Raw genomic sequence first — 13217 nt, 5'->3', positions numbered from 1 at the left:
AGACTTGCGGGCGGGTCAGACCGGCCTCACACTGTGCAAATGAACCCCTCGCCGCCCCTGCACCAGGCCGGGATCGGAGTCGTCGTGCCCTATGACTTCGCTCTTGACCGGGAGTTATGGCGATGGCTTCCCGACGACGTCAGCCTGCACTGCACCCGGCTGCCCTACGCCCCGATGGCGGCGACGATGGAGATGGCGATGCACATCTCCGACCCGGAGAGTGCCGCGCGCGCCGTCATGGACGTCTCCGCGGTGTCGCCGCTGGTCACCGCGTATGCGTGCACCTCGGGCAGCTTCGTCGGCGGACCGATGGCCGAGCAGGCGCTGGTGACCGCGATGACGGAGGCCGGCGCCCCCGCGGCGCTGACCACCAGCGGGGCCCTGCTCGCGGCCCTGCGCTACCTGGGGATCAGCCGGATCGCCACCGCCACGCCCTACACCGCGGACCTGACCGTGGGGCTGACCGCCTTCCTCGGCGAGGCCGGGGTCGAGGTCACCGCCGCCACCGGCCTCGGGCTGATCTCCGACATCTGGACGGTGCCCCACGACGTCACCGCCCAACTGGTCCGCGACACCGACAACGACCACGCCCAGGCGGTGTTCATCAGCTGCACGAACATGCCGACCTACGACGTCATCGCCCGTTTGGAAGCCGAACTGCGCAAGCCGGTGCTGACCGCTAACCAGGTCACGATGTGGCTGGCGCTGAACCTGATCGGCCGCAAGGCGGTCGGCCCCGGGCAGCAGTTGATGGAACGCTGACCGTTAGTATTGTTGACAATTCTGCAATTCCGTCATGTCAGTCAAGGAGGACGCATGCCGACAGTGGGCCTGCTCTACCCCGGTCACAGCGCCGAGGACGACTTCCCCGCTCTCGAGACCCGGGTCGGCGGCGCCGTGCGACTGCCGGTGGTGATCACCTCGGTCGGTGAGGACGCCCACCGCGTCGACGCGCTGCTCGACCTCGGTAGCACCACCCGACTCGCCGACGGCGCCGCGGCGCTGGCCGCCGATGAACCCGACGCCGTGATGTGGGCCTGCACCTCGGGCAGCTTCGTGTTCGGACCGCAGGGCGCGGCCGACCAGGTGTCGGCCGTCGCCGCCGCGGCGGGAGTGCCTGCCTCCTCCACGTCGATCGCGTTCGTCGACGCGCTGCGCCACCTCGGCATCGGCAGGGTCGCCGTCGCGGCGTCCTACCCCGACGACGTCGCGCAGCACTTCGTCGCGTTCCTGTCCGCCGGCGGCGTCGACGTGGTGTCGATGGGCAGCCACGGCATCTACACCGCCGCCGAGGTCGGGACGCTGGGTGTGGAGCAGGTGGTCGCGATGGTCACCGCAGCCGATCATCCCGACGCCGACGCGGTGCTGGTCCCCGACACCGCGATGCACACGCTGGCGATCATCGAGCAGCTCGAGGCCGCGGTCGGCAAACCGGTGCTGACCGCCAACCAGGTCACGGTGTGGAAGGGCCTGGAGCTGCTCGGGCCGGTCCCGGAGTTACCCGGGCTCGGCGCGCTGTTCGGAGGCGCCCAGTGACGACGTACATCGGTCCGCTGGCGCAGGAGACGACGCCCAGCATCATCGCCGACAAACTGCGGGCCGCCATCGGCCACGGCGAACTGGAGCCCGGCGCCCAACTGGGCGAGGCCGACCTGGCTCGCCAACTCGGCGTCAGCCGCGGCCCGCTGCGAGAAGGCATGCAGCGCCTCACGCAGGAGGGGCTGCTGGTCGCCATCCGCAACCGCGGCATCTTCGTCACCGACATGACCCCCGACGACGTCCGCGACATGTATCTGGCGCGCGGCGCCATCGAACGCGCCGCCGCCCGCAAGATCCTCGACGGTGACGCCTACGCCAAAGCCGGTGACGCGCTGCTGGCGATCGTCGACCAGATGGGGCGGGCCATCACCTCGGCGGAGGCCAGCGAGCTCGACATCGCCTTCCACGAGCGGCTGGTGGAGCTCTCCGACAGCCCCCGGCTGGCTCGCATGCACCAGACGTTCATCACCGAGACACGGATGTGCATCCACGCTCTCGCCGAGAGCTACGCCAAGTCCGACTACCGCGAAGAAGAGCACCGCATACTCGCGACCGCATTGCGCTCCGGCGATCGCGAGCGCACCGACGAGCTGTTGGTGGCCCACATGGACGACGCGCTGGCCCGGCTGATCCCCTAGCCCCAGCCGCCGCCCATCCTCGCCCTCTTGTCGCCCTCTTGTCGGCCTCTTGTTGCCCTCTCGTCGCCCTCTCGTCGCCCTCTTGTCGCCGAAGCTGCATCCTCCGCGGCGATTCGGACCAAATGTGCGCGCTGGCTACACGTTCGGCGCAACGGAGGGTCGCCTGAGCGCGTTACATGTAACATCGAGGACGTGCCACCCTCCCGAGAACGAGTTCGCCGCCATCGTGAGCGGCTCCGCGAGCAAGGCCTGCGGCCAATCCAAGTGTGGGTGCCCGATGTGACTGCTCCGGAGTTCGTCCGCGAAGCTCATCGTCAATCGGCACTTGTCGCCGCCGATGAGCACGATCTCGAGGACCAGGCATTTGTCGACGCCATCTCCGTCGACTGGGACGAGTCCCCGTAGTCGTGCGGCGAGGTGACATATTCATAGCCGCGGCCCGCGGGGCCTATACCGGGAAGCCCCGCCCGGTAGCGGTCATACAAGACGACCGATTCGACGCCACCGCGTCGGTCACAATCGTGCCGTTTACCACCAGCGATGTTGATGCCCCGTTGCTTCGAATCACTGTGCAGCCGTCTGATGTCACCGGCCTCACTGAGACAAGCCGACTGATGGTGGACAAGGTGACGACAGTGCCCCGATCCAGCCTCACTCAGCAGATCGGCCGCCTCAGCGACCAAGACCTTGTCGGCCTCGACCGCGCGTTGCTGGTGTTCCTCGGGCTTGCCGGTTAGCTGCGCCTCCGTCGTTGCCGCAGTGCGGCCTCGCACCGCCGGATCGTGTACGCACGCGTGTCCAGATGCGTCACCTCGATGAGCAGCCAGCCCTTCTGCTGGAGCAGCTCACGGAAATCGATATCCGCGAGCAGGGCGCGACGATGGGCGGCCCACTCGACCCCGACTTTGGCATCCACCCAACCCAAACCGATGGCCACCCCCCACGGCGTGTCGTCCATGGTGACGAAGTTGTAGGAGTCCTCTTCGACGAAGATGCTGGTGCTCGGGCGCGGCAACCCCCCGTCGATCAACATCAGCCGAAGCCGGGTCTCCTCAGGAGAACGGCTGCCGCCGTCCATCAACCGGATCGCCTCCCACGCCGAACCCATGCCGCGGGCCGACCTGTAGCGGGCCTCCAAGGGAGCAACGTCCGCAGCATAGAGGTCGGTGCACTCGCTGAGTTGATCGAGGAGAACGACCGCCTCGTCGCGTGGCAGCCGTCTGGCCAGATCGAGCGCCGTCCGCGCCGGCGTCGTGCACGGCAACGGACCTGTTTCCACCTCGTCGCTGCCGATACGTTCGTTCCGGACGACAACACCTGGCCGCGCGCGTCGTGGCGGCCCGATGAGCTCGATCGTGGCGTTCGTGTCGATCGAGCCAACGCCGTAAAGCGCGGCGGCAGTTGTGCCGGCGATGACTCCCTTGCGGCCGGTCCACAGCCAGGCGGCCCGAGCTCTGGCGCGAATATCGATGCGGGCGTCCTTGTGTAGGTACACATCCGGATACAGCGCGGTGTAGTTCCAGCGCAGTACGCCGCGAGTCAGTGCGCCCGATGCCAGTGCTTCGCTGCCGATGAAGGGGTCATGCATGTGCGCCATCGTGTTCGGGTTATGAGACGTTCTCCGGCGCTATGGCCCATATCCACACCACGGCTGTGGATCGATGACTATCTGTGGAAAACGCAGCCGTGACGTCGATTTGGCGCGGAGCACGCCGAGGGCAACCCCAGGCCGGGGCGCCTCGATGGTGCTCACACCCAAATCGACAGCAAGGCTGTGAATACCAGGCCAACGGCAGGAATCGGAGCCGTGGAGTCGATTTCGCCCACAGCACGCTGAACTGCAACCCACACCCCCCGCGTTGACACTGCGGTGAGGGTGCAGAAAAGCCCCAAAAGCCCGCCGTGGCTGCAGTCTCAACGGAGGAGGGCGCCGCGGCTGCAGTCTCAACGCAAAGGCCTAGCCCATCTTGATGCCGATGTACTTCGTCTCCAGGAATTCGTCGATGCCGATCGCCCCACCCTCACGTCCCAGACCGGAGGCCTTGACCCCGCCGAACGGGGCCGCCGGATTGGACACCACACCCTGGTTCAGGCCCACCATCCCGGTGTCCAGCGCCTCGGCCACCCGCAGCGAACGGCGCAGATCTTTGGTGAAAACGTAAGCGATCAAACCGAATTCGGTGTCGTTGGCTGCCGCGACCGCCTCGTCCTCGGTCTCGAACGGGGTCAGCGGCGCGACGGGGCCGAAGATCTCCTGCGAGCTCATCGCCGCATCCCGCGGCACACCCGTCAGCACCGTCGGCGGGTAGAAGTATCCCGCTCCCCCGGTTGCCTCGCCACCGGTCAGCACCGTGGCACCACGCTTGACGGCGTCGGCGACCAGCGTCTGGACCTTGCGCAGCGCCGCGTCGTCGATCAGCGGTCCGACGTTGACGCCGGCGTCGGTGCCGCGGCCGACCGTCAGCCCCGCCATCCGCTCGGCCAGTCGGCGGCCGAACTCCTCGATCACCGACGAGTGAACGTAGATCCGGTTGGCGGCGGTGCACGCCTCGCCCATGTTGCGCATCTTGGCGGCGAAGACCCCCTCAACGGCTTCGTCGAGATCGGCGTCGGCGAACACCAGCACCGGGGCGTTGCCGCCGAGTTCCATCGACGTGCGCAGCACCTTCTCAGCGCACTGCTCCAGCAGAATCCGGCCCACCTGCGTGGAACCGGTGAACGACAGCTTGCGCGCCAGACCCGACCGGATCATCGGCTCCAGCACCGCGCCGGCCTCGGTGGTGCTGATGCAGTTGACCGCGCCGGCGGGCAGTCCGGCGTGGGCCAGGATGTCCATCAGCGCCAGTATCGACAGCGGTGTCTGCGGTGCGGGTTTGATGACGCTGGTGCATCCCGCGGCGATAGCCGGACCGAGCTTGCGGGTGCCCATCGCCATCGGGAAGTTCCACGGCGTGATCAGCAGGCACGGCCCCACCGGCTGACGGGCCACCAGGAAGCGTGACCCACCGGCCGGCGCGGTCTGATAACCGCCGTCGATGCGGACCGCCTCGCCGGCGAAGTGCCGGAAGAACTCTGCGGCGTAAGCGATCTCACCGCGGGACTCGGCGAGCGGTTTACCCATCTCCAGCGTCATCAGCAGCGCGAGGTCGTCGACGCGTTCGTGCAGCAACTCGAACGCGCGCATCAGGATGTCGGCGCGCTCCCGCGGCGGCGTCGCGGCGAAGGCCGGTTGGGCGGCCACGGCGGCGTCGAGTGCGGCGCGGCCGTCCTCCGGCGACGCGTCGGCTACCACGCACAGCACGCTGCCGGTCGCGGGGTCGATCACCTCCGATGTGCGCCCGCCGGTGGCATCCACCCACTTACCACCGATGAACAGCTGTTTGTCCACGGCTGCGACCACCCGTGCCTCGTTCACTCCACCACCTCTTCAGTTGCTGCGCCACGTCCGTTAGATTGTTGACAATCTACCCGTCGACAATCTAGGACCTCACCGTGACCGAACTTTCGCCCATGCTCAAGCAAGCTACCGGCGTCCTGGCCGCCCGCGGGGAGGGCGTTCTGCTGTTCGACGAAGCCGACCGCCGCTACCTGGATTTCACCGCCGGCATCGGCGTGACCAGCACCGGGCACTGCCACCCCCGGGTCGTCGAGGCCGCCCAGCGGCAGGTGGGCACGCTGATCCACGCGCAGTACACCACCGTCATGCACCGCCCGATGCTGACACTCGTCGAGCGCCTGGGTGAGGTGCTGCCCGCGGGCCTGGACCGGCTGTTCTTCGCCAACTCCGGCAGCGAGGCCGTCGAGGCCGCGCTGCGACTGAGCCGCCAGGCCACCGGGCGCCCCAACGTCGTCGTCTTCCACGGCGGTTTCCACGGCCGCACCGTCGCGGCGGCCTCGATGACCACCTCCGGCACCAAGTTCCGCTCCGGATTCTCGCCGCTGATGGCCGGCGTCCACATCGCGCCGTTCCCGGACCCCACCCACTACGGCTGGCCCGTCGAGCAGGCCACCGACTTCGCGCTGACCCAGCTGGACTACCTGCTGCAGACGGTCACCTCCCCCGCCGACACCGCCGCGTTCGTCGTCGAACCCGTGCTCGGCGAGGGCGGATACGTGCCCGCCAACGAGCGCTTCCTGGCCGGGCTGCGGCAACGCGCCGACGAACACGGCATCCTGCTGGTCGTCGACGAGGTGCAGACCGGTTTCGGAAGGACCGGAAAGTTCTGGGGGCATGACCATTTCGCCGTCCGGCCGGACATCCTGATCACCGCCAAGGGGCTGGCGTCGGGCTTCCCGCTGTCGGCGATCGCGGCGTCGGAAGAGCTGATGGCCAAGGCATGGCCGGGATCCCAGGGCGGCACCTACGGCGGCAACGCAGTCGCCTGCGCGGCGGCGGTCGCCACCCTCGACGTGATCCGCGACGAAGGCCTGGTCGACAACTCCGCCCAGCGGGGCACCCAACTGCGTCACGGGCTGTCGCTGGTGGCCGACAAGTACGACGAGATCACCGACGTTCGCGGCCTGGGCCTGATGATCGGCAACGAATTCCGCGACGCCGCAGGCAAACCCGATGGCAAGCTGGCCGCCGCCGCCCAGCAGGAAGCCGCCCGGCGCGGACTGCTGCTGCTCACCTGCGGCGCCTGGGGGCAGGTGGTGCGGTTCATCCCCGCGCTGGTCGTCGACGCCGACCAGGTCGACGAGGCGGTCGGGATCTGGGCCGACGCGGTCAGCGCGGTCGTCTCCGGCTGACCATCAGGACCGACTGTCCGCGTACTCCAACTGCCTTGGCGCCTCGGCAGTTCCGGGGATCTCGGTGCCGTTGATCGGGCAGCGGGTGGTCTCCGGAACCCTGCTGAGCGCGATGGCACCGACCGCGACCGCGGCCATCATGTAGAACGCCGGCCACAGGTTGTTGCCGGTCTCGCCGACCAGCCACTCGTTGAGCGCCGGCGCGGTGCCACCGAAGATCGACGTCGACACGTTGTAGGCGATCGCGAAGCCCGCAAAGCGCACCTGCGTCGGGAACATCGCCGGGAACATCGCCGAGATCGTCGCCAGCTGAGGCACATACAGCAGGCCCAGCACGGCGAAGCCGATCAGAGCACCCAACGGGCCGGTCGACATCAGCATGAACATCGGCACCACCGCGATGAACAGGCCGCCCAGCGACACCCACCACAGCGGCTTGCGGCCGACCCGGTCGGACAGATGCCCCGCGAACGGGACGAACACCATCATGGCGAGCATGCCGATGATCGGCACCACCAGCGACATGTCGGTGGACAGCCCGATCGCCTGCTCCAGGTAGGTCGGCATGTAGCTCAGCAGCGTGTAGTTCACGACGTTGAGCGCCACGACCAGGCCGCCCAGCTTCAGGATCGGCGCCCAGTAACGGGTGATCAGATCCTTGAACGCCGCCCCGACGCTCTCTTCTTCCTTGCCCTGGTCCTCCAGTTCCTTGAACACCGGGGTGTCCTCGAGCTTCATCCTCAGGTAGATCCCGATCAGTCCGAGAGGAGCCGCGACCAGGAACGGCACCCGCCAGCCCCAGCTGCTCATCGCATCGTCACCGAGCACCAGCGAGAACCCGAGCATCATCAGCGCGCCCGCGGAAAAGCCTGCCAGCGTGCCGAATTCGAGGAAGCTGCCCAGGAATCCGCGGCGCCGAGGTGGCGCGTACTCGGCCATGAACGTCGCCGCTCCGCCGTACTCACCGCCGGTGGAGAAGCCCTGGATCATTCGCAGCAGAATCATCAGTACGGGCGCCCAGAACCCGATCGCGTCGTAGGTCGGGACCAGGCCGACGCAGAAGGTGGCGCCGGCCATCAGCACGATCGTGATCGCCAGGATCTGCCGGCGCCCGAGTTTGTCACCGAGCGGTCCCCACACGAACCCGCCCAGCGGGCGCACCAGGAAGGACACCGCGAAGGTCATCAGCGCGAACAGCGTGGCTTCGGCCGTGTCGCCCGGGAAGATCGCCGCGGAGATGTAGGTGACGCCGTAGGCGTAGAGGCCGTAGTCGAACCATTCGGTGGCGTTTCCGATGGCCGAGGCCGCGATGGCCTTCTTCAATACGCCAGGTGGCGCGTCGGCAGGCTCAGCGGCGGTGGGTTGTTCGGGATTGCTCAACGGGGAGCTCCTCAGGTCGGGGCCTCTCCGCGAACACCATCGAACGCAAAGCAGACCGTTCGTCGAGATCGGCTGCGTGCTAGCCCCACGTACCCACACCCTCGGAGATGAAACGTGTCCGGCGAAAAAATCTCGGCGGCTTCGGAGGCTCGCGGCAACGACGGTAGGCTTGCCGCGTGCCGCTACCTGCTGATCCCAGCCCCACACTGCAGTCCTACGCCCACCCTGAACGCCTGGTCACCGCCGACTGGCTCTCCGGAAACCTGGGCCGGCCGGGCCTGGCGATCGTCGAATCCGACGAAGACGTGCTGCTCTACGACACCGGCCACATCCCCGGTGCGGTCAAGATCGACTGGCACACCGACCTCAACGACGCCCACGTGCGTGACTACATCACCGGCGAGCAGTTCGCCGACCTGATGAACCGCAAGGGCATCTCGCGCGACGACACCGTCGTCATCTACGGCGACAAGAGCAACTGGTGGGCGGCCTACGCGCTGTGGGTGTTCACGCTGTTCGGCCACCCCGACGTCCGCCTGCTCGACGGTGGCCGCAACCTGTGGATCTCCGACGGCCGCGACACCAACCTCGACGTGCCGTCCAAGCAGACCGAGGGTTATCCCGTCGTGGAGCGCAACGACGCCCCGATCCGGGCATTCAAAGAGGACGTTCTGTCGGTCCTGGGTTCCCAGCCGCTGATCGACGTACGGTCCCCGCAGGAGTACACCGGCGAGCGCACCCACATGCCCGACTACCCCGAAGAGGGCGCGTTGCGCGGCGGCCACATCCCGACCGCCGTGTCGATCCCGTGGGCCAAGGCCGCGCTGGACAACGGCAAGTTCCGCAGCCGCGCCGAACTCGACGACCTCTACGGCTACCTGTCCGCCGACGATGACACCGTCGTCTACTGCCGCATCGGCGAGCGCTCCAGCCACACCTGGTTCGTGCTGACGCATCTGCTCGGGTATCCCAACGTGCGCAACTACGACGGCTCCTGGACCGAATGGGGCAACGCGGTACGGGTGCCGGTCGCCGTCGGGGAAGAGCCGGGTTCGGCTCCGTGACCCTGCCGGCTCCGTTGGCCGAGGTGGTCTCCGACTTCCAGGAGGTCGAAGGCCAGGACAAGCTGGCCATGCTGCTGGAATTCGCCAACGACCTCCCCGATCTGCCCGCCGACCTCGAAGAGGCGGCGATGGAACCCGTGCCCGAATGCCAGTCGCCGCTGTTCCTGCACGTCGACGCCGCGGACCGCTCCCATGTGCGGCTGTTCTTCAGCGCGCCCGCCGAGGCCCCGACCACCCGCGGCTTCGCCTCGATCCTGGCTACCGGCCTCGACGGGCAGTCGGCGGCGGACATCCTCGCGGTCCCCGACGACTTCTACAGCGACCTGGGTCTGGCGGCGCTGATCAGCCCGCTGCGGCTGCGTGGCATGTCAGCGATGCTTTCGCGGATCAAGCGCCGCCTGCAGTAGGGGCGGCTCGGCCGTCGAAAGTCGTTCCTGATCCTGCTTTTTCGACGGGACCGCAGACACGTCGTACGTCGCTTGTTATGGTGCTGGGCAACCAGGTGATCAACAGCATTCTGCCAGCGACTATTCAGGAGACTCCCAGAAATGGCCACGACCACCACCCGCGCGGTGACCAAACTCGGCGGGATCGGTGCGATCGTCGTCGCCGCGTCAGCCGTCTTCATCGGCGTCAGCGCCGGAACCGCCCAAGCCGACGTCACCGAGTTCGGCGCCGACCCCCGGGTGAGCAGTCGCCAGGCTGCGTCGTCGTCACAAGGCGGCGTCCGCCACGACGCGACATGGGGTGAGGTGCGCGGCACCGACATCGGCGACGTGCACGCCCACGGCGAGGTGAAGGAATCGATGAAGGCCGTGCCGACCAGGCCACGCGGCACGCGCGCGCCCGGGTTCAACAGCGGCTGGCACACCGGCATCCGCGGCGGGCTGCGTTAGACCTGGGCCGCTACTGCCAGTGCGGCGACCTTGCGGGAACCGGTAGCTTCAAAGCCATGAGAACGATCCGGCGGGATGTCTGGTGATCCCCAAGCGGATTCGCGATCGTCTCGGTGTGCGCGGACACCAGCAGGTCGAAATCACAGAGCATGACGGACGCATCGAGATCGAACCAGCGCCGACCGAAGTGGAACTGGTTCGCGACGGCTCGGTTCTCGTTGCGGAGCCGGTCCGGGCGCTGCCCCCGTTGACCGATGACATCGTTCGGGAAACCATGGACCGCGTTCGGCGGTGATCGCCCCCGACCGGGACCTGATTACCTCCACATCAACCGTGGCGTCAGAAGCAAAAAGCGCGACAGATTCCACATCCGGTGTCGCGTCGAGTGATTGTCTAACCGGACTGCTGGTAGTTGGTCGTCGCATCGCCGAATTGCCGCTCGAACGGCAATACCTGTTGCGTCGTAACGCTTTCGACACCAGCCAGGAGTTGACGTAGCCGCGGTTCCGCGGCTTGGCCGCCATAGCAGTCCAGCCAGGCCGCAATGGTGGCCACGAGGTCCTCGCCAAGCGGGATGCAGTCCCGCGCGATGACGGTGATCAGAGCATCGATCGCCTCGAAGGTGTCCCCGACACCGATCGCGATGTATATGCGGTCGGCCTCGATCCGGCTCAAAAGCGGGCATGCCGTGGCGGCCAGCGCGAACGCCAAGGCGCCGTCATCGGGCGCCGTTCTCCTGGGTTTGGACACCGTGACCCCATCTGATCAACGAACTCGAACTGAGTTCCAACGGTAGAGCGTGCAGAACGCACTCGCCCGGCATCACGATTCGTTGAACCCGACGACCTGGGAACATCGTCGGCAGGACCGAAGTTGTTGGCCCATTGTTAGTAGCGCGATCACCTTTCGTTCATCGTGACCGTCCGCGACATTCATGCTCAATTCGACGGCCGGCCTGTGGGCTCGCAGCTGAGCCGCAATCCCCGGCGTTTGCCACCTTCACAGCGCAGCGAAGGACCTGCCAAGCCGAAGCGGCGCGCTGTCAGCTACACCCCTCATGCGCTGCAGCGCGCCGCAGTCGGAACTTTCCCGGTCGTCAATCGGCTAAACGCATGCACGCGAGTTAATGCGAAAACTCGACGAACCGCTCATTTCACAACCCGCGAGGAGGCTTCGACACCACGCGCCATTAACTGACGTTCGCACGACGAGAAGTCTTGTCGAGATTGATGACGGTCCGGGTGGCGACGGTGGTGTCGCCCAGGACGGCAGCGATCTGACTATGGACTGTGTCGATCGATTCCGTGAGTTCAGCCAGCGTTGACGGTGAGTGCGCGGTGACTGTGAGATCGATGACCCGGACGCCTCTGTCGATGACGGCTTTACCCTTGGCCGAGTGCGCATCGGGGCACCGTTCGAGAGCGTTGGCCGCGGCGGTGGCCACCTCGCCGAGATCGGCCGTGACTGTCCCGAGGTCATTCGCGACGACGCGCAGTGACTTGACCCTGGCCTTGGGCGAGTGCGCAAACAGCCAACGCAGGGCGGTAATCGTGAGAACTAGGCCCACGCCCGCCACAGCCCACGGCCACCAACCGGTGCCGGAAGCCGTGGAAAGTCCAGGGGCGGAGATCATCTGCGGGGTGCCGGGAATCCAGTTCGTATTCCACACGAAGAGCCCGGCACCCACGGCGATCAAAAGCAGTCCCAGGCCGAGAGCGGCGAACCGGTCGAGGCCTGTCACCGAGCGGGTCATCTACGCGCCTCGTCTGCGGGTGCGAACACGGATTCTGGGCGATGCACTCACGATCGCGGTGGCGTCGCGGACGGCTTCGGTGACCGCACTCTTGATCCGACCGGCGCTATCGCCCGAGGTGGCATGGGCGGTGACGGTGATGCTGTGCAGCGTCGCCTTTGAATTGGCGTCGAGTACACCGGGTACCGTCTCGGCGGCGCTGGATGCCAACCGAGCGAGGTCGGCGGGTCGCATCCAGATGCTGCTGCGCGCGGTGACGGCCACTGCGGTCCGGCGCCGTGGACGCAGCGCCGCGGATACCAACCACGCGCCCAGCAGAATCGAGACGATACCGACGGGATACATCCACCAGGCGAACGTCAATCCGTCAATCCAGCCGACGGCGGTGGTGGTGAACGGGCGTCCGTCGAGCCATCCGGCCGACACAGCGCCGTCCCGAAGCGCAACCACACCGACCCCCAGCATGACGAGAGCGATCAGAGCGCCGGCATAACCGGCGGCCGGGGCGGCGACCGGCGCGACACCCGCCGCGGGCAACGCGGCCTGTCGAGATGCCTGCTCGAGGGGTTGGGTCTGTTCCGGCGCGGCGGTCACAGCACTGTCCTGGAGTGTTCGTCGGCGGCGGCGACCAGGGTTTCGATCGCGACGTCAACGCCGTCGACCTGAAATCCCGAGGAGTCGGTCAGAGCCTGGGAAACATTGCGCTGGACCGCATTTCCAACGTCTGTCAGCGACTGCGGCCAGGTCACCGCGATGGTCAAGTGGGCGCGCACTCGGGTGGCAGAGATATCGACGCGAACGCGCGGCAGTTCGCGACCGGTGAGCTTGTCCAGGCCGGCGGCGTGGCGCTGGACCCCGGGGGTGTCCACGGCGGCCTGCATCGCGATTCGCTGGGCGACCTTGTCGCGTACGGTCAGAGCACCCCGTTCGCCGGGGTCGGAATCGGCGCCGACTGATGCGCCGGCGCGGTCTGGAACGTTATCCACGACCGCGTCCTCGGAGGACCGTCGTGAGATCGAACTCGCCATCACGCTGACCGCCGATCAGAAACCCCGCGGTCCCGAGTATAAGAGCGACCAGAAAGCCGGTGAAGCCGCCAGCTGCGGCCGCCACCCCGAGCAACAGCCCCGCAATCAGTCCCAAGCTGGATGTGGTCATTCGAACCTCCAAATTCGTTCCCTCGCAGTACATCTGCGAC

At 67.2% G+C, this 13217-nt stretch carries 18 protein-coding genes; 10 read left to right on the top strand and 8 right to left on the bottom strand.

Features of this window, described 5'->3' with window-relative positions; all coding sequences use genetic code 11:
- Nucleotides 1–39: 39 nt before the first annotated feature.
- The 5 genes from ABDC78_RS07220 to ABDC78_RS07200 all read left to right on the top strand — a co-directional run bounded on the left by ABDC78_RS07220 (nt 40) and on the right by ABDC78_RS07200 (nt 2914).
- Complete coding sequence (locus ABDC78_RS07220) at nt 40–762, top strand: Asp/Glu racemase (protein WP_256736310.1); 723 nt, start codon at nt 40–42, stop codon at nt 760–762.
- A 54-nt stretch (nt 763–816) separates the two neighbouring features.
- Nucleotides 817–1536 carry a maleate cis-trans isomerase gene (locus tag ABDC78_RS07215; protein WP_178361004.1) on the top strand — a complete coding sequence of 240 codons (720 nt, stop codon included), beginning with the start codon at nt 817–819 and terminating at the stop codon, nt 1534–1536.
- A complete protein-coding gene (locus ABDC78_RS07210) occupies nt 1533–2177 on the top strand; it encodes a GntR family transcriptional regulator (protein ID WP_178361005.1) in 645 nt (214 codons plus the stop codon). Before ABDC78_RS07215 ends, ABDC78_RS07210 begins: the two co-directional genes overlap by 4 nt.
- Nucleotides 2178–2369: 192 nt before the next feature.
- Nucleotides 2370–2582, top strand: coding sequence for an antitoxin MazE family protein (locus ABDC78_RS07205; protein ID WP_178361006.1), 213 nt, complete (start codon nt 2370–2372; stop codon nt 2580–2582).
- Nucleotides 2583–2584: 2 nt separating this feature from the next.
- Nucleotides 2585–2914: a type II toxin-antitoxin system PemK/MazF family toxin gene (locus tag ABDC78_RS07200; RefSeq protein ID WP_178361007.1), complete on the top strand. Its 330-nt coding sequence runs from the start codon at nt 2585–2587 to the stop codon at nt 2912–2914.
- Here ABDC78_RS07200 and ABDC78_RS07195 read toward each other — a convergent pair.
- Complete coding sequence (locus ABDC78_RS07195; RefSeq protein WP_178361008.1) at nt 2911–3765, bottom strand: hypothetical protein; 855 nt, start codon at nt 3763–3765, stop codon at nt 2911–2913. The two genes, ABDC78_RS07200 and ABDC78_RS07195, sit on opposite strands and share 4 nt — an antisense overlap.
- 369 nt (nt 3766–4134) lie before the next feature.
- Nucleotides 4135–5592, bottom strand: a complete 1458-nt coding sequence (locus tag ABDC78_RS07190) for an NAD-dependent succinate-semialdehyde dehydrogenase (protein WP_178361009.1) — start codon at nt 5590–5592, stop codon at nt 4135–4137.
- A gap of 95 nt (nt 5593–5687) precedes the next feature.
- On the opposite strand from ABDC78_RS07190, the gene ABDC78_RS07185 reads away from it, so the two are divergent.
- A complete protein-coding gene (locus ABDC78_RS07185; RefSeq protein WP_218621265.1) occupies nt 5688–6926 on the top strand; it encodes an aminotransferase class III-fold pyridoxal phosphate-dependent enzyme in 1239 nt (412 codons plus the stop codon).
- Between the two features lie 3 nt (nt 6927–6929).
- Here ABDC78_RS07185 and ABDC78_RS07180 read toward each other — a convergent pair whose 3' ends face one another.
- Nucleotides 6930–8306: an MFS transporter gene (locus ABDC78_RS07180; protein ID WP_178361011.1), complete on the bottom strand. Its 1377-nt coding sequence runs from the start codon at nt 8304–8306 to the stop codon at nt 6930–6932.
- Nucleotides 8307–8482: 176 nt separating this feature from the next.
- Here ABDC78_RS07180 and ABDC78_RS07175 point away from each other — a divergent pair, with 176 nt between their 5' ends.
- The 4 genes from ABDC78_RS07175 to ABDC78_RS07160 all read left to right on the top strand — a co-directional run bounded on the left by ABDC78_RS07175 (nt 8483) and on the right by ABDC78_RS07160 (nt 10561).
- Complete coding sequence (locus ABDC78_RS07175) at nt 8483–9370, top strand: sulfurtransferase (RefSeq protein WP_178361012.1); 888 nt, start codon at nt 8483–8485, stop codon at nt 9368–9370.
- Nucleotides 9310–9777, top strand: coding sequence for a SufE family protein (locus ABDC78_RS07170; protein WP_218621190.1), 468 nt, complete (start codon nt 9310–9312; stop codon nt 9775–9777). The genes ABDC78_RS07175 and ABDC78_RS07170 overlap by 61 nt, the downstream gene beginning before the upstream one ends.
- 141 nt (nt 9778–9918) lie before the next feature.
- Entirely contained in the window at nt 9919–10266 is a 348-nt protein-coding gene (locus ABDC78_RS07165; RefSeq protein WP_178361014.1) for a hypothetical protein, read from the top strand.
- A gap of 79 nt (nt 10267–10345) precedes the next feature.
- On the top strand, nt 10346–10561 hold the full coding sequence (locus tag ABDC78_RS07160; RefSeq protein ID WP_178361099.1) for an AbrB/MazE/SpoVT family DNA-binding domain-containing protein: 216 nt from the start codon (nt 10346–10348) through the stop codon (nt 10559–10561).
- 98 nt (nt 10562–10659) lie between these two features.
- On the opposite strand, the gene ABDC78_RS07155 is transcribed toward ABDC78_RS07160, so the two are convergent.
- The 5 genes from ABDC78_RS07155 to ABDC78_RS07135 form a co-directional block, all read right to left on the bottom strand.
- On the bottom strand, nt 10660–10977 hold the full coding sequence (locus ABDC78_RS07155; RefSeq protein WP_178361015.1) for a hypothetical protein: 318 nt from the start codon (nt 10975–10977) through the stop codon (nt 10660–10662).
- A gap of 478 nt (nt 10978–11455) precedes the next feature.
- Nucleotides 11456–12019, bottom strand: coding sequence for an alkaline shock response membrane anchor protein AmaP (locus ABDC78_RS07150; protein WP_178361016.1), 564 nt, complete (start codon nt 12017–12019; stop codon nt 11456–11458).
- Nucleotides 12020–12613 (bottom strand): DUF6286 domain-containing protein, encoded by a 594-nt coding sequence (locus ABDC78_RS07145; protein WP_178361017.1) that lies wholly within the window; start codon nt 12611–12613, stop codon nt 12020–12022.
- Nucleotides 12610–13005, bottom strand: coding sequence for an Asp23/Gls24 family envelope stress response protein (locus ABDC78_RS07140; protein ID WP_347133350.1), 396 nt, complete (start codon nt 13003–13005; stop codon nt 12610–12612). The genes ABDC78_RS07145 and ABDC78_RS07140 overlap by 4 nt, the downstream gene beginning before the upstream one ends.
- Nucleotides 12998–13177, bottom strand: coding sequence for a hypothetical protein (locus ABDC78_RS07135; RefSeq protein WP_178361019.1), 180 nt, complete (start codon nt 13175–13177; stop codon nt 12998–13000). Before ABDC78_RS07135 ends, ABDC78_RS07140 begins: the two co-directional genes overlap by 8 nt.
- Nucleotides 13178–13217: the final 40 nt, after the last annotated feature.

The sequence above is a fragment of the Mycobacterium sp. DL genome, from assembly GCF_039729195.1.
Taxonomy (GTDB): Bacteria; Actinomycetota; Actinomycetes; order Mycobacteriales; family Mycobacteriaceae; genus Mycobacterium; species Mycobacterium hippocampi_A.
Note: the sequence above shows the minus strand (reverse complement) of the source record. Positions and strands in the feature narration are given on the sequence as shown.